The sequence below is a fragment of the Leifsonia psychrotolerans genome (assembly GCF_013410665.1).
Taxonomy (GTDB): domain Bacteria; phylum Actinomycetota; class Actinomycetes; order Actinomycetales; family Microbacteriaceae; genus Cryobacterium; species Cryobacterium psychrotolerans_A.
On the sequence record NZ_JACCFM010000001.1, the window covers coordinates 2,044,591 to 2,063,740 of the forward strand.

Annotated in this window: 19 protein-coding genes; 6 read left to right on the forward strand and 13 right to left on the reverse strand. The window is 64.2% G+C overall.

The genetic code is table 11. The annotated features are described in order from the left end of the window. Nucleotides 1–209: 209 nt before the first annotated feature. Genes HNR05_RS17770 through HNR05_RS09585 form a run of 7 tightly spaced genes read right to left on the reverse strand, consistent with a single transcriptional unit; the run spans nucleotide 210 to nucleotide 6,842 of the window. A complete protein-coding gene (locus HNR05_RS17770; RefSeq protein WP_281369805.1) occupies nucleotides 210–335 on the reverse strand; it encodes a hypothetical protein in 126 nt (41 codons plus the stop codon). Further along, nucleotides 335–1,762, reverse strand: a complete 1,428-nt coding sequence (locus tag HNR05_RS09560) for an amidase (protein WP_179578799.1) — start codon at nucleotides 1,760–1,762, stop codon at nucleotides 335–337. The genes HNR05_RS17770 and HNR05_RS09560 overlap by 1 nt, the downstream gene beginning before the upstream one ends. Nucleotides 1,763–1,822: 60 nt before the next feature. Continuing rightward, complete coding sequence (locus HNR05_RS09565) at nucleotides 1,823–2,710, reverse strand: carbohydrate ABC transporter permease (RefSeq protein ID WP_179578800.1); 888 nt, start codon at nucleotides 2,708–2,710, stop codon at nucleotides 1,823–1,825. Then, on the reverse strand, nucleotides 2,707–3,678 hold the full coding sequence (locus tag HNR05_RS09570) for a carbohydrate ABC transporter permease (RefSeq protein ID WP_425485103.1): 972 nt from the start codon (nucleotides 3,676–3,678) through the stop codon (nucleotides 2,707–2,709). The genes HNR05_RS09565 and HNR05_RS09570 overlap by 4 nt, the downstream gene beginning before the upstream one ends. Nucleotides 3,679–3,701: 23 nt before the next feature. Next, entirely contained in the window at nucleotides 3,702–5,114 is a 1,413-nt protein-coding gene (gene ngcE / locus HNR05_RS09575; protein WP_179578802.1) for an N-acetylglucosamine/diacetylchitobiose ABC transporter substrate-binding protein, read from the reverse strand. A gap of 28 nt (nucleotides 5,115–5,142) precedes the next feature. After that, a complete protein-coding gene (locus HNR05_RS09580) occupies nucleotides 5,143–5,916 on the reverse strand; it encodes a sugar isomerase domain-containing protein (RefSeq protein WP_246318379.1) in 774 nt (257 codons plus the stop codon). Then, nucleotides 5,916–6,842 carry a MurR/RpiR family transcriptional regulator gene (locus HNR05_RS09585; RefSeq protein WP_343062684.1) on the reverse strand — a complete coding sequence of 309 codons (927 nt, stop codon included), beginning with the start codon at nucleotides 6,840–6,842 and terminating at the stop codon, nucleotides 5,916–5,918. The genes HNR05_RS09580 and HNR05_RS09585 overlap by 1 nt, the downstream gene beginning before the upstream one ends. Nucleotides 6,843–6,970: 128 nt before the next feature. Here HNR05_RS09585 and HNR05_RS09590 point away from each other — a divergent pair, with 128 nt between their 5' ends. Together HNR05_RS09590 and HNR05_RS09595 are read left to right on the forward strand one after the other, a co-directional pair. Further along, the gene (locus HNR05_RS09590) at nucleotides 6,971–8,023 is read left to right on the forward strand and encodes an N-acetylglucosamine kinase (RefSeq protein WP_179578804.1); all 1,053 of its coding nucleotides are present in this window, start codon (nucleotides 6,971–6,973) and stop codon (nucleotides 8,021–8,023) included. Nucleotides 8,024–8,046: 23 nt separating this feature from the next. Beyond that, nucleotides 8,047–9,990 carry a DUF5107 domain-containing protein gene (locus HNR05_RS09595; RefSeq protein WP_179578805.1) on the forward strand — a complete coding sequence of 648 codons (1,944 nt, stop codon included), beginning with the start codon at nucleotides 8,047–8,049 and terminating at the stop codon, nucleotides 9,988–9,990. A gap of 20 nt (nucleotides 9,991–10,010) precedes the next feature. Here HNR05_RS09595 and HNR05_RS09600 read toward each other — a convergent pair whose 3' ends face one another. The 4 genes from HNR05_RS09600 to HNR05_RS09615 form a co-directional block, all read right to left on the reverse strand. Next, a complete protein-coding gene (locus HNR05_RS09600; RefSeq protein ID WP_179578806.1) occupies nucleotides 10,011–10,382 on the reverse strand; it encodes a hypothetical protein in 372 nt (123 codons plus the stop codon). A 38-nt stretch (nucleotides 10,383–10,420) separates the two neighbouring features. Beyond that, nucleotides 10,421–10,951: a GNAT family N-acetyltransferase gene (locus HNR05_RS09605; protein WP_218868859.1), complete on the reverse strand. Its 531-nt coding sequence runs from the start codon at nucleotides 10,949–10,951 to the stop codon at nucleotides 10,421–10,423. Between the two features lie 77 nt (nucleotides 10,952–11,028). Then, a complete protein-coding gene (locus tag HNR05_RS09610) occupies nucleotides 11,029–11,703 on the reverse strand; it encodes a uracil-DNA glycosylase (RefSeq protein WP_179578808.1) in 675 nt (224 codons plus the stop codon). Between the two features lie 11 nt (nucleotides 11,704–11,714). Then, a complete protein-coding gene (locus HNR05_RS09615; protein ID WP_179578809.1) occupies nucleotides 11,715–12,434 on the reverse strand; it encodes a Type 1 glutamine amidotransferase-like domain-containing protein in 720 nt (239 codons plus the stop codon). 142 nt (nucleotides 12,435–12,576) lie between these two features. Here HNR05_RS09615 and HNR05_RS09620 point away from each other — a divergent pair, with 142 nt between their 5' ends. After that, nucleotides 12,577–13,614 carry a patatin-like phospholipase family protein gene (locus HNR05_RS09620; RefSeq protein WP_179578810.1) on the forward strand — a complete coding sequence of 346 codons (1,038 nt, stop codon included), beginning with the start codon at nucleotides 12,577–12,579 and terminating at the stop codon, nucleotides 13,612–13,614. A 45-nt stretch (nucleotides 13,615–13,659) separates the two neighbouring features. Here the strand turns inward: HNR05_RS09620 and HNR05_RS09625 are convergent, their stop codons facing one another. Next, nucleotides 13,660–14,181 carry a phosphoribosyltransferase gene (locus tag HNR05_RS09625; RefSeq protein WP_179578811.1) on the reverse strand — a complete coding sequence of 174 codons (522 nt, stop codon included), beginning with the start codon at nucleotides 14,179–14,181 and terminating at the stop codon, nucleotides 13,660–13,662. Between the two features lie 39 nt (nucleotides 14,182–14,220). Between HNR05_RS09625 and HNR05_RS09630 the strand changes: the two genes are divergently transcribed. Next, entirely contained in the window at nucleotides 14,221–15,705 is a 1,485-nt protein-coding gene (locus HNR05_RS09630; protein WP_425485078.1) for an MFS transporter, read from the forward strand. Here the strand turns inward: HNR05_RS09630 and HNR05_RS09635 are convergent. After that, complete coding sequence (locus HNR05_RS09635; protein WP_179578812.1) at nucleotides 15,702–16,487, reverse strand: SDR family NAD(P)-dependent oxidoreductase; 786 nt, start codon at nucleotides 16,485–16,487, stop codon at nucleotides 15,702–15,704. The genes HNR05_RS09630 and HNR05_RS09635 overlap by 4 nt on opposite strands. A 29-nt stretch (nucleotides 16,488–16,516) precedes the next feature. Between HNR05_RS09635 and HNR05_RS09640 the strand changes: the two genes are divergently transcribed. Both HNR05_RS09640 and HNR05_RS09645 read left to right on the forward strand, forming a co-directional pair. After that, nucleotides 16,517–17,617: an acyltransferase family protein gene (locus HNR05_RS09640; RefSeq protein ID WP_179578813.1), complete on the forward strand. Its 1,101-nt coding sequence runs from the start codon at nucleotides 16,517–16,519 to the stop codon at nucleotides 17,615–17,617. A 124-nt stretch (nucleotides 17,618–17,741) separates the two neighbouring features. Then, on the forward strand, nucleotides 17,742–19,073 hold the full coding sequence (locus HNR05_RS09645; RefSeq protein ID WP_179578814.1) for a bifunctional o-acetylhomoserine/o-acetylserine sulfhydrylase: 1,332 nt from the start codon (nucleotides 17,742–17,744) through the stop codon (nucleotides 19,071–19,073). Nucleotides 19,074–19,150: the final 77 nt, after the last annotated feature.

Genomic DNA, 19,150 nt, shown 5'->3' on the forward strand with positions numbered 1-19,150 from the left:
GAGGAGTGCGGTCGATCACCGACCCGTGGGTCGAGCTTGTCGAGACCTCGGTCCCCCAGATTCGAGGTCGGCTGACGGGATCTCGACACGCTCGATCAGCGGGGTGGGCTCGATCAGCGGGAGGGGTCGAGCGACGAGAGGGGTGCGGGTCGATCGCCGAAGCGTCGGTCGAGCTTGTCGAGACCACGCCCCCCGGTCTCGAGGGTGGCTTACGGGATCTCGACGAGCTCGATCAACGGGGTGGGCTCGATCAACGGGGTGGGCTCGATCAACGGGGTGGGCTCGATCAACGGGGTGGGCTCGATCAACAGTGCGGGGTCGACCCACGGGGCCACTACGCCAGCGGAGGAACCCGATTCTGCCACTGAAAATGCTGTTCCAGCTGCGCACCCAGCGCCAACAGCGTGTGCTCCCCGCCAGGCCGACCGATCAACTGCACACCCATCGGCAGACCGTCATCGGTCTGGTGAATGGGCAGCACGATAGCGGGCAGTCCCGACACGTTGACCATCGACGTAAACGGGGTGTACTGCACCTGCTGGGCAAAGTTCCGTTCCCCGTCGACCGCGTCGTACCAGCCGATCGGGCGCGGGGTGAGCGCGAGCGCCGGGGTGAGCACGGCGTCGAAACGAGAAAGCTGCTCGATGAACGAACGCTCGTAGAGCGCAAGCGCCGAAAGTGCCTCGGCGAGTTGTCGCGCCGAAAGTTCGCGTCCTCGATACAGCAGCCACCGAGTCAGCGGCTCAAGCAGCTGCTCCTGGTCGTCGCCCTCCGCGGGGATGCCCGCAGCCCCAGCCTGCCAAATCGTGCGAAACGCCGGCGCATAACTCGCGTCAGAAACCAGGGCTGCCTCTTGCAGGCCATGGCCGAGGCCGGCCAGGGCATCGGCCGCGATGGCCAACGCCTGGCGGGCCTCCACCGAGATCGCGATGTCGTAGGCATCATCCCAGGCCGACGTGGTCATGACGCCGAGCTGGAACCGCCCCTCACCGCGGATGGCGGAGGCAAGAAACGGTCCTTCCTCGCCCGGTGCACGCAGGGCGAAATGGTGGTCGGGATGGCCGCCGCGCGGGGTGACCATTGCGTCAAACAGCAGCGCGGCATCCGCTACGGTGCGAGCGAGCGGCCCGGCCACCGGCAGGCCCGCGAGTTTGTCGATGCCGGATGCCGCTGGAATACGTCCGCGAGACGGTTTGAGGCCGACCAGGCCACAGGCCGCAGCGGGAATTCGAACAGAACCGCCACCGTCTGAGCCGGGCGAGAACGGCAGCAGCCGAGCCGCAACGGCGACGGCCGCTCCCCCACTCGACCCGCCAGCACCCAGGTCACGGTTCCACGGGTTACGCGCGGGAGGCCCCGCAAGCGTTTCGGTGTAGGACGGAAGCCCGAACTCGGGCGTCGCGGTCTTGCCGAGGCTCACCCCGCCCGCGTCGTCGAGTGCCTGCACAAGCTCGTCGGAGCGGTCGGGCACGAAACCCTCCATGAGCCGCGAGCCGAAATGGGTCGGCACGCCAGCACGCAGCTGCAGATCTTTGTCGGCGAAGGGCAGCCCCCACAGCGGCACCTCGGGGGCGACCTCGGTCTCGACGAAGCGGGCGCGTTCCCGGGCGGCGTCGGCCGTCACCGTCACAAACGCACCCACACCGGGATTCTGCGCTTCGATGCGGGCCAGGTAGTGCTCGGTGAGCTCCACGACACCGACCTGCCTGCGCTGCAGTGCGCTCCACTGCTCCAGGGCACTCAATTCATGTAGTTCCGCCATACGACGAGCCTAGTCAGGCGGCGCTCCCGGTCGACGACCAGGCTGCGCGCGCGTGTCTCCCTACTTATTGGTGCCCTGCGAGACGGATCCCTGCAGCTGGCGCTGGAAGATCAGGTAGACGACAAGCACCGGAATCACGGTGATCACAACGGCGGCGTAGAGCGCCCCGAAGTCCACGGAATACCCGGCCTGCGAAGCGAACTGGGCCATTCCCTGCGTCAGCACATAGTTCTGCGGGTCGGTGTTCAACGCGACGGGCAAGAGGAACTGGTTCCACAGGCCGACGAAGTTCAGAATTGCCACCGTCGCCAATCCAGGACGGGCCATGGGCAGCATGACCTGGAAGAACGTGCGCCACTCCCCCGCCCCATCAAGCGCTGCGGCCTCGGCAATCGAGGTGGACAGCGATTTGAAGAAAGCAAAGAGGAAGAACACGGTGAACGGAAAGGCGAATGCCGCATACGTGACGATCAATCCCGGCAGCGTGTTCAGGATGCCGAGGCTTTGCAGCACGAAGAACAGGGGCACGATCGCCAAAAAGATCGGGAAGGTCAGACCCGCCAGCATCAGATAGTAGATCGCTCGGCTGCCCGGAAACTGGAACCGTGCCAGTACATACGCCGACATCGCCCCGAAGAGCATGGTGAGCACGAGGGCGCCGAACACGACGATGATCGAGTTGACGAAGAAGCTTCCGATGCCGGCGATTGACCAGGCGTTCACATAGTTGTCGAAATTGAATTGCGTGGGCAACGTGAACGGAGATTGCAGCACCTGCTTGCTCGTCTTGAACGACGACATGATCGTCCAGAGCAGTGGCAAGACGACGATCAACGTCCAGAACGTTAAGAGTGTGTGGGAAACCGTGCCGACAACTCTGTCGCCCGTGCGGTTTACCCGCGCCTGCGCACCGCGCGGCGGCGCATCCTTCTTCTGTGTGAGTGTCATTCCGCCACTTCGTTATTTCCGCCGGTGATTCGGTTCACGAGGAACACTGCACCGGCAAACAGGAGGGTGATCGCGGCCAAGATGACGCCCATTGCGCAGGCGTAACCGAACTGGCCCTTGGTGAACGCCGTGGTGAACAGCTGCTGCGACATCACGAGCGTCGAGTTCGCCGGCCCGCCACCGGGCTCCAGAGCCGCCATATAGACAAAAGCATCAAGGGCGAGGATGCCCATATAGATGTAGGCGGTCTGAATGTTGTCTCGGATCAGGGGGATCGTGATGGTCACCGCCGTGCGGAACCGCCCGGCGCCGTCGATGCGGGCGGCCTCATAGATCTCTGCGGGCACGCCTTTGATCGCCGCGACGAACAACACCATGTAGAAGCCAACCAGGCCCCAGACAATCACAAACATGACGGCAGGCATCGCGACACCCTTGGTGCCCAGCCACGCGAACGACTCGAACTGATCGAGGCCGAGCCCCGTGAGAATCCCGTTCAGCAGCCCGCTACTCGGGTCATAGATCTGGCCCCACATGATGCCGATCACGATGGCGGGAATCACGTACGGGAAGAACGAAACGACACGGTAGATGCTGGAGTTGCGCAAGCCCCGGACCGGACCGCTACTCGGGCCGCCCACCGTCACCAGTGACGCCAGAATCAGTGCGAGCCCGATGGTGACAATCGGCAACACGAGAGCAAGCAACACGCTGTTGCCCATGGCCGTCAGGAAGGTGCTGTCGGTAAAGGCCTTGACATAGTTGCCGATGCCGATGAAGTTCATGCCCGAGGTGAAGCCCGACCAGTCGGTCAACGAGTAGTAGAACGCCTGAATGAACGGCGAGACGACGAAGACGATGTAGACGACGACCGGAATGACAAGAAAGACGATCATGAACGAAATCTTGTCGAACGTGAGATCTTTCTTGCTCCACCGATGGGCGGCGGCCGAGCGGCCGCCACCCATCTCGTCTATTGGAGCAATCACTGTCATGTGACAGTGACCTTCTGCACTGATGGGTCGTTCGCCACCTTGTCTGTGATGGCCTGCAGGCCGCTGGTCAAAGTGGCGACGTCGGAGCCGCCCTGAAGGAATGTGTTCCAGACGACCAACTGGTCGGTGTTCATTCCGTAGAGGTCGACGAAGTTCCACGAGAAGATGTTCGTCCCTGCCGCCTCAAGCATCGTGACCTGCGAGACCAAAGCCGTGGAGCCGAACCCGTCTGCCGGGATCGTGTCCTTGACGATCGTCGACGAGAAGGTGGTCTTCGCGAAGTTGACCGCGGCATCCTTCGAGAGCATGGCACGCAGGAACTCCTTACCGCCGGCCGGGTTCTTCGCCTTCGACGGAACGATGTAGCCTTCACCAGCCGTGGAGTGCAGTGCCTCCCACGGCATCTTCGAGTCACTGGTGACCGTCGGTTCGGGGGCACCCGTCATCTTGAAGCCCTCCTTGGTCTGAGTCTTCATCTCGTTCTCGATCCAGCCACCCGACGGGTAGAGAATGAAGTCCTCGGCGTCACTCCACTGGGCCTGCGCTGCTGTGAACTGCGTTCCCGCGCCGCCCGGCTTCATGTAGCCGGCGTCGATGATCGCCTTCAGACCGGTGAAGACATCCTGCACCGGTGCCAGCGACCAGCAACCGGGCTTGAGGTTCTCGAGGGCGAGACGCACGTCGTCGCCGCCCTGCTTGATTGCCGAGCCAATGGCCATGGTCTGGTAGTAGGTTGCGGCTTCTTTACCCCAACCCATCAAGTACTTTCCATCGGCCTTGGCCTTGGCACCGAGCGCAAGCATCTCGTCCCAGGTCTTCGGAACGGTCCAGCCCTTGTCGTCGAACAGGGATGCCGAATACCACATGGCGTAGACCGTCAGCACGTAGTTGAGCTGAACGAACTTGCCGTCGAACGTGCCCGGCTCGATGACGCCCGGATAGAGGGTGTCCTTGATGACCGTGCCTTCGTAGTTCTTGGCGTCGACCACATCGGTGAGGTCTTCCAGCTGCTCGCGGATGGTATTGATGCCGATCAGGTTTGCACCGCTGTTGTCGATGACGTCCGGCGGGTTGCCCGAAACGAAGCGCGGCTGCAGAGTCTGTGCAATGTTGGTCTGCGGGGTGACGTTGACCGTCGAACCCACCTGAACCTTCTCCACCTGTTTGCCGGCGAACTTGGCGTAGTCGATGCCGTAGCCGCCGTTGAAGATGACCGCGTCGACAGTTGACTTCTCAACCATTCCGAACGGGTTCGTTGCCGACACCGTACCGGTGGCTCCACCGGTTGCGCCGCCACCACCGGATGGCGCGCACGAGGCGAGTGCGCCACCGAGCGGGATCAAGACCGCTGCGACGAGTGTGCCTCGCAGAAAGTCCCGCCGCACAAGCGGCTTATTCTGAATTTCCATTACTCTTGACCTCCGTGATTGGGTGGAATCAGGCGTCGCGCCTGATCTTGTTCCGATACAGATCTTCGATGGAGCGATTGTGTTCATCTCCGCCAGGGATGTTTGCTGAGAGATAGAGCGGCGGTGTTCCACCGGACTCGGCGATTCGCCGCGCGGTCTCGATCGTCAACAGCTGCGCGATGAACGCCGCTGTAATCGATGACACCGCGCCGACGGGGAAGCCGTCCGGAAGCTCGACAGTGGCGTCGCCGTAGGGAGCCAGATTGTCGACAACGACATCGGCTACCTCACTCAGGCGCTTTCCACTGTGATGTTTGGGGTTCACCCGGTGGGTATGTTCCAGGCTCGTCACGGCGATCACGCTGTGGCCGCGTTCCTTGGCCAGAAGCGCCAGCCCGACGATTGAACCGTTGACGCCGGAGTTTGAGGCGATGATGAAGACATCGTCGGCTCCGATGGGTGAAATCTCGAAGAGTTCGTCGACGACCGCGGTGGTGCGTTCGAGCGCCGAGCCACTCAGAGAATCGACGTCGAGACTGCCGTGCAGCACGACGTCACGCAGGGCAATCTTGTTGGTGGGGATCAGCCCTCCGGCGCGCCCGGCGATCTCCATGGCGAATGCCTCGGAATGGCCGGTGCCGAAGGCTTGGATCACACCACCCCGGTGCAGCGCCGTCACCATGAGATCAACCGCCGCGTCCAGAGCTCCTGCTTGGGCGGCAGCCGAGAGCGCAGCGATGCGCGAGCTGACTTCGTTCGTGTAGCGCAGCATCAATTCTGAGGCGGATGAGGTGCCGGGCATTACCGCTCCTCGACTCGTTCTGGTGTACTCGCCGCGGAATGCCCCGGCGTGCGACGCGTACCCGATTTTCGGGTCGGGCGGCGGTGAGCGGCGACTGCCGAGGCCGATTTCGACAGATTCTGCGTCGTGCGTTCGAAGTCTTCTTGGGCGATCAACAGGTAGAGAAGATCCAGCACCATCAATTGCACGTGCTTCGCCGAGAGATCGTCCGGCTGAAGAAAACGTTCGAACACCGATGTGATGATCTGACGGTCGGCAAGTTCAACCAGAGGAGAGTGTGGGTTATTGCTGATCGCCACGGTGAGGGCACCGGCCCGCCGAGCCTGTTTCAGCATCTGCAGTGTCTCTTTCGTGCGTCCGGTGTTCGAAATCCCGATGGCGACACAATCGGTGTTCTGGATTGCGGCACTCGTCAGTCCCTCATGAACCTCGGACCAACAGTGACAGTTGATCCCGATCCGATACAACCGGGCTTGAAGTTCAGCGGCCAGGATAGCGCTGCCGCCCACGCCGTAGATATCGACGTGTGTGCTCTGTGCGATCCGCCGTGAAATTTCCTTGACCGCCGGCAGATCCATGATCGAGGCGGTCTCTTGCAGCGAACGAATATGTGAGTTCATCAACGTGCTCAGCACCTCGGTGGCCGAGTCATCCGGCCCGAACGCCCGACCGATGTCGGTCGTCCAGGTTTCCCGCGCCGCGGCGCGTCCCGCTTCGGTGGCGATGCTGACTCGAAACGACGCATAACCCGCGTAGCCGAGCAACCGACAGAAACGGGTCACCGTCGCTGCAGACGTTCCCGATTCTTTCGCCAGATCGCCGATAGTTCCCTCGAGCGGCGACTGCGGATTCTCGAGCAGGAACTCGGCGATTCTGCGCATGGTTCCTGACATTTCCGGAAGCCGGGCATCGATTCGAGCGAGCACACCACGAGCCGTTTCCCGAGGGGAAATGTTCGCTGCGGCGTTCGTCAAGGGAATCCGTTTCTCCGTCGTTGGAGCTCTGTGAAAACAATTCTTACGTTACAGTGTGATCACATTACGAGGAACACAAAATGGTAACGATGTGCACCATCCTGGCAATCGACGCGGGTGGCACCGCCACCCGGGCCGTCATCGTGCTGCCGTCCGGGCACTGCGTGGGACTCGGCCTGGCCGTCGGCGGAAACCCCATTTCGAGCGGATTCGACGCCGCCCTGCACTCGATTGCCGCGGCGATTGCTGATGCCCGCACGACTACGGGACCGAGTGCCGCTGCCGTCACCTCGACCGTCATCGCCATGGCCGGCGCCGGCGCTCACTCGCGTGAGCAGCTGAGCGCGGGGCTCGTCGCGCTCGGCATCGGCGGCCCGGTCCAGATTGTGTCCGATGTGCTGGCGATGTTTCGCTCAGGAACCCTCGCGCCCGACGGATATGTCCTCGTGGCCGGCACGGGAGCCGTCGCGGCACGCATCGAAAACGGTTCGCTGGCCGCGGTCTCCGACGGTTTGGGCTGGCTTCTCGGCGACGCCGGATCCGGGTATTGGATCGGCCATCGCGTCGCCGCCGCGGTGGCCGCCGACCTCGACGGGCGCGGACCGGCGACCGCGCTGACCGACCTCCTCCTCGCCGAGCTCAACACCACCGCCGGTGAACACGCCGCCTCTCCCCCCACCACGGACGCAGCCCCAGCGCCGGTCGAACGTCCGCCCGTCTTGACTCGCCTGATCGAGTCGTTATATGCGCTGCGCCCCGTCGAGCTCTCGCGCTTCGCCCCGCTTGCCTTTCGTGCCGCCGACTCCGTCGATGACGCCGTGGCTCGCGCGATCCTCACCGACGCAGCAGCCGAACTCGGCACGACCTTCGCGGCCGTCGCAGATCCCGTCGTCACCGGCCCCGTCGTGCTGGGCGGGAGCGTGTTGAACAGCGGACTGCTCGCCCACCGCACGCCCCTCGGCGAGGCACTCCGCGCGGCAACCGATAGCGCCCCCCTGCTCTCGGCACGCGACGGCATCGTCGGTGCGGCCGTTCTCGGCCTAATGCAGGCCGGCTTCCCTGTCGACGAGACGATTTTCCGGCGCATCACCGACGACGTGGCCGCTCTCCTTGCGCAGTCACACATCCACTGACCCTTCCGAACGGAGCCTCGACCATGCACGTGGAACGCCGACTCTTCTCCGCCGCCGAACTGGGCAGTGAAAATCCGCTCCCCCTCGTGGGCGCACCGCCGGAGACCCCCTATCGCATCACGCCGCCCGCGCCGCAGGAGATCATTGACGGCTCCCGGTGGGGCAACCCGGCCAACCTCTTTCCCTATCAGGCTCAGGATGCCTACAGCCGCATCCGCACGGACCGAGAGCTGCTCACCGTCGTGCTTGAAAATGATTTTCTGCGCGCCGTGTTCCTGCCCGAACTCGGCGGACGCCTCTGGGAGCTCTTCGACAAGACCGCCAACAAGCACCTGCTGCACACCCAGCGGACCATCCAATTTGCGAATTTGGCGCTGCGCAATGCGTGGTTTGCCGGTGGCGTTGAATGGAACATCGGAACCCGCGGGCATTCGCCCACGACCTGCAGCCCGCTACACACCGGCATTGTGCGAACCCCCGACGGCCATGACGTGTTGCGCATGTGGGAGTTCGAGCGGCTGCGAGGGGTGGTTTTTCAAATCGATGCCTGGCTGCCGGCCGACTCGAAGGTTCTCCTGGTGCAGGTCAGAATCAGAAACCCCAATCCCAAGGAGGTTCCGCTCTATTGGTGGACCAACGCCGCCGTGCCCGAAAACCCCGAAAGTCGAGTCATCGCCCCGGCAGGAACGGCATTCGCGAGCGACTATTCAAACGGCATTTCGCGCGTCGACCCAACCGACGACGACGGTATCGATTGCACCTGGCCCACCCATAACCCGCGGGCTCGGGACTTCTTCTTCGACCTCGCCGCCGACCAACGTCGCTGGATTCTGAATGCCGATCGTGACGGCGACGGTGTGGCGATGCTCTCCACGGAGCGGTTGCGCGGGCGCAAACTCTTCGTCTGGGGCCAGGGAGCCGGCGGCACGCGGTGGCAGGAGTGGCTGAGCCCCGAGGCGGGGCCGTACGCCGAGATTCAGGCCGGTCTGGCGCAGACACAGTTCCAGCATGAGCCGATGCCGAGTGGTGCCGAATGGTCCTGGTTGGAGGCGTATGGGAATGCCCGGCTCGACCCCCACCTCGCGCACGGCACGGATTGGGCTGCGGCCATCCGGCATAGCGAGTCTCGGGTCGACGAGTTGATCGACTCAACCGAGCTGGCCAGCGCGTTGACGCAGGCGCGCGCGTTCGCTGATCTGCCGCCCGAGACCATCCTTCTGGTCGGCACCGGTTGGGGCGCTTTGGAGGCGGCCCGGCGCCGCGCCAACGGCTGGCCGTGGATCGACGAGACCGGAACTCCATTCTCGATCGAGTCTCTCAGCGCTGACCAGCATCCGTGGCTGGCGCTGCTGAACGGCGCCGAATTCACCGGTGCGCCCTCGTTTGTGGCTGGCGACGACTGGGAAGTGTTGCTTGAGCGCGCAACACCCCACCCGAACGCGACACTGCACCGGGCAGTCATGAGGCACGCCGTCGGCGAGACGGATGCCGCAGCCGCGCTCTATCGCGAAACACTGCGTCAGGCCACCGGGCAGCCGCTCCCCCGCGCGCACGCACATCGCGGACTCGCTCTTCTCGCCCTCGCCACCGCCACCGCCACCGCCACCGCCACCGAGGACGGCGTCGCCGACGCACTCGCCCACTATGCGCGGGCCTGCGCTGCCCTGCCGGCCAGCGCTCCACTTCTGATCGAGGCGGCGACGGCAGCCGTTCGTGTGGGTCAGCCCGCCGCCGCTTTGCGCCTGATCGGACGCTCCCACGGTGGGCTGGAACGAGGCGGCCGGGTGCGCTTTCTCACCGCACTGGCGTTGGCCCGCAGCGGGCATCCTGCACAAGCCGCCGCCATCTTGAAGGAGGGCGTGGAGGTGGCCGACCTCCGTGAGGGCGAAAATTCCATCACTGCACTGTGGCAGGAGGTCTGCCCCCAGGACGAGGTTCCGCCGCAGTATCAGTTCAGCATGCACTGAGCTCGGGGCGGGGCTCCACTTCAGTCGCGGTCGAGCGTCGCTTCGACGTCGGTGAGCAGACGTTGGAAGGCTCCCGGAGCAGCCCGCACGACCGAGCCCCCCGCCAGGGCCCCGGCCCAGTGGGCGATCTGTGCCACGTTCACAATCTCGTATTCGATCCGGGACGCGTCGCCTTCGGGCAGCACACGGTATTCACCGCGATACCACCAGTCTCCCTGCACCACGATGAAGCGTTCGGCCGGGTCGGCCAGAAAGTGATCGCCGCGCTCATCCCCCGACGCCAAGCGTTTGGCCAGCGCCGCGTAGACATCGTCCGGCGCCCCCTCGAGATGCCCGGCGAACGAAAGCAGCACCGTGTGCTTGGCCGGCAGGTCGAGCGGGTTCACAGTCATACCTCGACCTTACGGGTCGCGTTGTGAGGCAGCATCCGTCAGGCGAGGCTCTTCTGCATCAAGACGGTGCCGATCCACTGATCGAATTTGAAGCCGACCTGACCCATGCGCCCAATTTCGCGAAATCCGAATGCGCTATGCAGTGTGAGTGAGGCATCGGCGCCGTGATCGGCGATCACGGCGATGATCTCGCGAAGCCCGGCCGCCTTCGAGCGCACGATGAGCTCGCCGAGCAAGACCCGGCCGAGCCCCTTGCCTACTGCGGTCGGACCGAGGTAGATCGAGTTCTCGACGGTGAACCGAAAAGCCTTCTTCTGCTTCCACGGGGCAACGAGTGCGTAGCCGAGAATCGTGCCCTGCGGCGAGACCGCGGCGATAAACGGCATACCCAGGCGAGAGAGGGAATAATACTTCTCGCGCCACGCGGCGAGAGTCATCGCCTCTTCATCGAACGTCACGGGGCTGGTGGCCACGTAGTGGTTGTAGATCTCTTGAATAGACGGCAGATCTGCCGCTTCAACGCCGCGCAGCGTGTACTCGAGCGTTGCCTCGGAGTGAGCCTCGGGCATCAGATGCCGAGGCTTTCTGGGCCGCACCGGGTATTCCTCTTCACGCACCGACTAGCTCCCTTTGGTCACCCTCCAGATTACCCGAGCGACCAGTCGACTGCCGCCGCTCCCTGCTCGACAAGCGCGCGGTTGGCCCGGCTGAACGGCCGGGATCCATAGAATCCTCTGCGCGCCGAGAGAGGGCTCGGATGCGCTGATTCGATCACTCGGACACCGCCCAGCAGCGGCACGAGCGTCTGAGCATCCTTGCCCCAGAGAATCGCAACGAGGGGACGCCGACGGGCAACCAAAGCCCGCACCGCTTGATCGGTGACGGCTTCCCAGCCCTGCCGCCGATGTGATCCTGCCTCGCCGGACCGCACGGTGAGCACACGGTTCAGCAGCATCACGCCGGCGTCGGTCCACCGGCTCAGGTCACCGTGGTCGGGCACGGTGATGCCCAGATCGTCCTGCAGTTCACGGCGAATAGCGGTGAGGCTGCGTGGCAACGGCCGAACGGCCGGGTCGACGGCGAACGACAAGCCGATCGGATGCCCGGGGGTCGGATAGGGATCTTGGCCGACGATCAGCACCCGCACGTCATCAATCGGCGCGGTGAAGGCACGCATGATGGTGTCGGATGCGGGGAGCGTGAGGTGCCCCGCGGCCTGCTCACGGTTCAAAAATTCCTGCACGGTCGCGAGCTCGGTCGCCACCGGTTCGAGCGCGTCGGCCCAACCGGCGCCGAGTCCGGCCGTGAGAGAGGGTGTCATTCGAGCAACGGTCAGGCGCCGAACGTGCTGACCAGCACTCCACCGTCGGCCTGACTGACCCGCCAGACGCTTCCGGCGCCCACGACGGCGAGAGCGCCCTCGCCGATGACCAGCGTCGTGTTCTCATCGATCGCGAGTCCGCCGTCGATCAGACCCGCTTCGGTCGCGGCGATCAGTCGTGACAGGTTTCCCCACTGCGCCGCGTGCACCTCGACGGTCACATCGAGCAGACCGATGCCCTGCCCGAGAGTGACCTCATCCAGGTCTTCCGAGCCGTCTTCGGGGCTCACTTCGACGCCGCCGATGCGCCAGCCACCAATCAGGGCACGCTCCGCGGCAATCGCGGCGCCGGCCGAAAAACCGAGGTAGGGCACGCCAGCCGAGACCTGACGACGAATTTCGCCGGCGATCGGGGTGAGGGCCGAGAGGTAAGCGGGGGTGAGCCCGCCCCCGATCAGGATGCCGTCGACGTTGGCCACGGCGATCAGTTCGGCAACGCCGTCGTGGTCAAGCAGTGTGGTCACGGGCTCGAACAGCCCGCCCGCGGCGAGCGCGGTTCCCAGCTGAGCCGCGTGCTCGGCTGCGTCGCCGTCACGTACCACGATGATCGCGATCCGCGGTGCCGTGCGCCCGTCTGCAACGGCGCGCGCCGATGCCTCCTCGAGAAACGGCCCGAACATTGACGCATAGTTGTCGGGCGTCCAACCGCCGCCGACCAGGTGCACACTCATGGTTCGAGCCTAGCTGCGTGGCACGAGCTTGCGCACCGCGGCGCCCTCGTGACGATTGACAGCGCGCCCGCGAAGGTGAAGTGTCGGGATTACGCGGGGGCTCACTGACCGGCGATCCCACCGCGCCGGAAGGTGGGAGATCATGCCCGATGCAGACCTGGTACTCGAGGGCGGCGGTGTGAAAGGCTCGGCGTTGGTCGGTGCAATCACTGAAATGGTCACCCGTGCAGACCCCTACCGGTTTCACCGCGTGGCCGGAACCTCGGCCGGCGCGATCGTCGCCTCATTTCTGGCCGCTGGTCTCAGCCCGGCAGCGATCAAGCAGATCATGGACGACCTCGACTTCACGCAGTTCGAAGACGAGCCGAAGGTATTCGCCCATCTGCCGCATATCGGCGCGACGTTCGGCCTTCTCTTCAAGGAGGGCATGTTCGTGGGCGATTTCATGCACCGCTGGATCGCCGACACTCTCGCCGCCAACGGAGTCCGCACCTGGGCCGACCTCAAAGAGGACGATCCGGGAAGCGCGCTTCCGCCCGACCAACGCTACAAACTCGTCGTGATCGTGTCGGATGTCTCTCGTGGCTTGATGCTGCGCCTCCCCTGGGATTACCGATCGCTGCTCGGTGTCGACCCCGACAGCCAGCTCGTCGCCGACGCCGTGCGCGCCTCAGCCTCCATCCCCTTCTTTTTCCAGCCATTCCGAATGCAGACGGATGTCGCGGCGGTCGGCCACACCGAGATTGTCTGCACCGACGGCGGCATGCTCTCGAACTACCCGATCGACATCTTCGACCGACGGGACGATGAAAAGTCCCGCTGGCCGACCCTCGGGATCAAGCTCTCGGCGCGCACGAGCGTCACCCAAACCCCGTGGAGCCCCGACGCCGACAGCATTCAGTTGGCGCGCTCGCTCCTGTCAACCATGCTCAGCGCACACGACCGGGTTCACGTGGACGATCCGGCATTTGCCTCACGCACGATTTTCATCGACACCACAGGTTTCGGTGTCACTGACTTTCACTTGACCGCCGAGGACAAGTCGACGTTGTTTCGCCGTGGGGTGACCGGAGCCGACAAGTTCCTGGCGACCTGGAACTGGGAGCTGTGGAAGAAGGGCGACTTTACGCAGTTGCTCTCCGGTGCCCCGGTCTCACCGCCGACTCTGCCGATTCGCTGAGGGGCATCCGCGCACGACCTGAACATCGGCCCGGCCGGGTCTCACCTACTCGGCGAGCGCCACCTGTACCGGCGGCTCGGCAGACCAGGGGAAGACGATCCAGTCGTCGGTTCGGCGCCAGGTGAAGTCGGGCACGTGAACCGTTCGCGGCTTCGTGTAGAGCGTTGCGGTGCGCACCTCGTGGGCGGTCTCGCCCAGCAACCCGACGACGAGCGCCAGGGTGTGGCCAGAGTCGGACACATCATCGACGAGCAACACACGTTTTCCGGCGAGTGCCGGGGCGTCGAGCATCGGGGCGGACAGAACCGGTTTCGGCAGACGCTCGTCGACGCCCGTGTAGAACTCGACGTTGATGCTTCCGCAGTTTTTGGTGCCGAGGGCATATGAGATTGCCCCGGCAAGCAGCAGACCACCGCGGGCGATCGCGATGACCACGTCAGGGGCGTACCCACTCTGACGCACCTCGGTGGCCAACTGGCGTGCCGCATCGGCGAAGTCGGTCCACTCGAGAATCTCGCGCTGGATCTCGGGAAGGGTGGTCGCGGCGTCGTCCGCATCGTGTGCCATTGCCCAATTCTAAGGGCCGTCAGGCACTAGCATCCGAACATGATGCCTTTCACGAAGGGGCCCGCACCGCTGCGCGGCTCAGTAGTCGGAGTGACCGCTAGCCTGGTCGGGTTCCTGTTCCTGGTCGAGATCACCAGCGGCATTCTGCAGGGTTACTACGTTCCGCTGATTCCCGACCTCGTGAAGCACCTCGGCATTCACGACGCCGACTTCAACTGGTTCGAGGCCTCACAGCTGCTGCTCTCGGCCATTGTTGTTCCCTTCCTCGCCAAGCTCGGCGATATGTACGGGCATAAGCGCATCCTGCTCGCCTCGACGGTCCTCACGGCCGGAGCCACCTGGTGGCTCGCCTTCGCCGGAGATTTCTGGAGCTTTCTCGCGGCCTGGGCCCTGCAGGGCTTTTATGTGGTCTGGCTGCCGCTTGAAGTGGCGCTGATCTTCGATCGCGGTCGCCGCACGAACACCGGCGCCTCGCAGACCCGACGCGCGGCCGGCCTGCTCGTGGTCGCCCTCGAGGCCGGGGCGATCATCGGCGCTCTCTCGGCCGGGCGCATCTTCGCCGCCCTCGGCGAGAACGTGACACTCACGTTGTTCCTGCCGGCCATTGCCGTGACGCTGGTGTTCTTCGCCATCCTGTTCGGTGTGCCGGAGTCGGAGCCGTCAACGGGCCGTTCGCTCGACCCGATCGGTTTCATGATGCTCACCTTCGGGCTGCTGCTGATTACCTCGGGGCTGACCTTCCTGCGGCTGAACGGACCGGAAACCTGGTGGGTCTGGGCGCTGATCGTTATCGGTGTCGCCAGTTTCATTCCGTTCGGAAAATTCGAGCTGAAGCAGAAGGATCCGGCGATCGACCTGCGTGTGCTGCGCCAGCCAAATATGTGGCCCGTGCAACTCACCGCGGGACTCATCGGGATCAGCCTGCTCGGCGCACAGGCACCGCTGGCCACCTATGCCGGCACCGATCGATCCAACGGCTATGGGCTGGGCCTGGATGCCTCGGACATTTCAACCCTCATCGGTGCGTACCTCATCTCGATGATCGTCGGCGCGCTGCTGTTCCCGCTCGTCTCGAAGTGGACGACCCCGCGCATCGCGCTGATCATCGCGACATTCCTCATGGCCGTCGGGTACCTCGCGTTCATCCCCTTCCACCTAGAAACCTGGCAGGTGTTCACGAATATGGCGATCGCCGGAATCGGCTCCGGCGCACTGGTTGGAGCACTCCCCGCGGCCGCCGCCGCAGCCGCGCCGCTCGGGCAGACGGGCATCGCCGCCGGCCTGACCAACACGACGAAGACCATCGGCGGGTCATTCGCCTCGGCGACCTTCGGGGTCGTGCTGCTGATGGGTGCGGCGACGGCGGCGACGTCGACCGCGGCGAGCCTCTTCGGCTACATGCTGGTCTGGACGATTTGTGGCGTCGGTGCCCTCGTAGCCGGCATTCTGCTCTTCTTCGTGCCGAAGCTCGCCTTTGCGGATGTCGCACCGGCCGACGAGATCGCGGTGGTCGAGCCCGTCTAGCCCTCGGCGCGCACCGTCAGTTCTCCGCGCGCCAGCCTGCTGGGCGCGGCCTGCGCCACCGGCTTGATGGTGATCAAGTCAAGGTTCACATGGGCCGGCCGTTCGACCGCCGAGACGATTGTCTCGGCGACGTCCTCAGCCGAGAGCGGGTTCAGCACGTTCTCATACGGCGCGGCGGCTTTCACCGCATCGCCACCGAATCGCACCAGCCCGAATTCCTCGGTCTTGACCATGCCCGGCGCCACCTCGATCACCCGAATCGGCTCCCCGTTCAACTCCAGTCGCAGCACCTCCATCAACGCATGAGCCGCAAACTTGGCCGCGTTGTACCCGCCGCCGCCGAGATACGCCACGTGCCCGGCAATCGACGTGACGGTGACGATATCCGCCGATCCGCCGTCGGCAGCGAGAGTGCGACGCAAGAGCGGCAGAAGCGCAGAGGTCATTCGTTTGACCGCGAGCACGTTGATCTCGAACATCCAAGCCCAGTCGTCGATCGCGGAATCCTCGACGCTGTCGAGCCCCATTGCGCCACCCGCGTTGTTGACGAGTGCATGCACCGGGCCGAGCACGGCAAGGTAATCACGGAGCGCGTCGACGTCGTCTTGGCGGGTGAGGTCGGCCGTGAACACATCGGCACCCGTTTCGGCGGCGAGTGCTGCCAGCCGGTCGGACCGTCGCGCGACACCGACGACGTCCCAGCCTCGCTGCCGGAAGAGTCGCACCGTGGCGGCTCCGATTCCCGAACTGGCACCCGTGACGACGACCCTGCGTGTACTCATCTCTCTATTCTGCCGCGACAATAGACGTAATGATCGCTCTTCTGCCCGGCACCCCCACCGCCCACAAACGTCGCGTCCCGCTCTGGGACAATGCTCGCTGGGTTGCCATCACCCTCATGGTGATCGGTCACGCGATCCTGAAACTCATCTCTGAGTCGGATGTCTCCTACTCGGTGTATCTGTTCATTTATGCGTTCCATGTGCCGATCTTCGTGGCGGTGAGCGGATATTTCGCCAAGTCAGGCGCTCCCGGCACTCGGCACTTACACCGGCTGCTCACCGACATCGTCTTTCCGTACCTCATCTTCGAAACCATCTGGACACTCGTGCGCGGTCTGACCGGTCACCGACTGTGGTTCGACTATTCGACGGCTTCCTGGACACTCTGGTTCTTGATCGCGCTCACCGTGTGGCGCGTGTCATTGCCCTACCTAGTGCTCCTGCGCGCTCCACTGCTGATCAGCATCGTCATCTCGATCGGCGCCGGTTATCTGTCCTCGCTTGACGACACGTTTTCGATGGCACGCACCCTCGGACTGCTGCCATTCTTCGTCTTCGGCTGGAAGCTGCGACAATTGCAGATCACCGGGCGCTGGCTCACGCTACGCACCGTCGCCGTCTGGCGCTGGCGAACCGGAGCGATTCTGCTCTTCGCCGCGCTTTTCGCCTTCATCGCCACCAACATCACTCTGCTGCGTGCGCTGAAGGTGCGCCGCTTTCTGCTTTACGATTCGTCCTACGGTTCGTTCGGGTATGGCGAATTCTGGGCCGGCGGCATCCGTCTCGGCCTGATCTTTCTCGCTTTCGCCCTCATCGTGGCGTTCCTGCTGCTCATGCCGCGGCGACAGACCTGGTTCACCGGCTTCGGGGCCGCAACGATGTACATCTACCTGCTGCACTCCTTTTTGCTCTACCCGTTCCGTGAAAGCGGAATCTTGACCGGCCCGCAGCCGGCCTGGGCCTTGCCCGGAATGATCCTTCTCAGCATCGCCATCTCGGTTCTGCTGTCGCAACCGATCGTGCGTACGCTGTTTCGACCGCTCGTCGAACCGCGTGCCCGCTGGCTGTTTCGACGCGAATCGGCCACTCCCACCGGCACCATCGTGCTGCCGCCGGAGATCACCCGCTAAGCGACACCCTCTCGGCACGTGACGTCGTGTGTCGGACGCGTTTGCGAGCGGGTTCCAAGCTCTCTAGGCTCACTGCAGAGCGAGGATGGTCCGCGCTCCTCAACATCTGCAGGAGATCCCCCTCATGAGCGACAACTCAGCATCCTGGAAGTTTGAAACCAAGCAGGTTCATTCCGGAGCGGCACCCGACCCGGTCACCAACGCGCGGGCCACGCCGATCTACCAGACCACCTCCTACGTCTTCAACAGCGCCGAGCACGCCCAGAACCTGTTCGCGTTGGCCGAGTTCGGCAACATCTACACGCGTATCCAGAACCCGACCCAGGCGGTCGTCGAGGAACGCGTGGCGGCATTGGAAGGCGGAACGGCGGCCTTGCTGCTCGCTTCCGGCCAGTCGGCGTCAACCTTCGCCGTGCTGAACATCGCCCAGGCCGGCGACCACATCGTCTCGTCGAGCTCGATCTACGGCGGCACCTACAACCTGTTCAAGTACACGCTCGCCAAGCTCGGCATCGAAACCACATTCGTCGAGAATCAGGACGACGCAGAAGAATGGCGTCGCGCCGTTCGCCCGAATACCAAGCTCTTCTTTGCCGAAACCATCGGAAACCCGAAGATCAACGTTCTCGACATTTCCCTCGTCGCCGACGTCGCGCACGCCTCCGGCATTCCGCTGATCGTCGACAACACGATCGCCACACCGTACCTGATCCGCCCGTTCGAGCACGGCGCCGACATCATCATTCACTCGGCCACCAAGTTCCTCGGCGGGCACGGCACCGTGATCGGCGGCATCATCGTCGATGGTGGAAAGTTCGAATGGTCGAAGAACGTCGAGAAGTTCCCCGGCTTGACCGAGCCTGACCCGTCGTATCACGGCGCGAGCTACACCGCCGCGGTCGGCGACGGTCTCGCCTACATCATCAAGGCGCGCGTGCAACTCCTGCGCGACCTCGGCGCGGCAATCGCCCCGGCCAGCGCCTGGCAGCTGATCCAGGGCATCGAAACCCTCAGCCTGCGCATCGAACGCCACGTGCAGAACACCCAGGAGGTCGCCGAGTGGTTGGAAAATCACCCGGATGTCGCGCAGGTCTTCTACGCCGGCCTGCCGTCGAGCCCGTGGTATGCCGCCGCGAACAAGTACGCCCCGAAGGGTGTCGGCGCAGTGGTGTCGTTCGAGCTCAAGGGCGGTGTGGATGCCGGCCGTGCACTGGTCGACAACGTCACGCTGTTCAGCCACCTCGCGAACATCGGAGACGTGCGCTCCTTGATCATCCACCCCGCGTCCACGACGCACTCGCAGCTCTCCCCCGAGGCGCAGCTGTCGGCCGGTGTCACACCGGGCCTCGTGCGACTGTCGGTGGGCATCGAGAACATCGACGACATCAAGGCCGATTTGCAGGCCGGACTCGAAGCCGCCCGCGCTGTCGTTGATGCCGCTCGCGCCGGAGCCTAGAAGCGCTGAACCCCCTGTGACCGCCCCCGCCGACGTAACAGTTGGCGGGGGCGTCCCATTCACCGGCAGAATGGGAC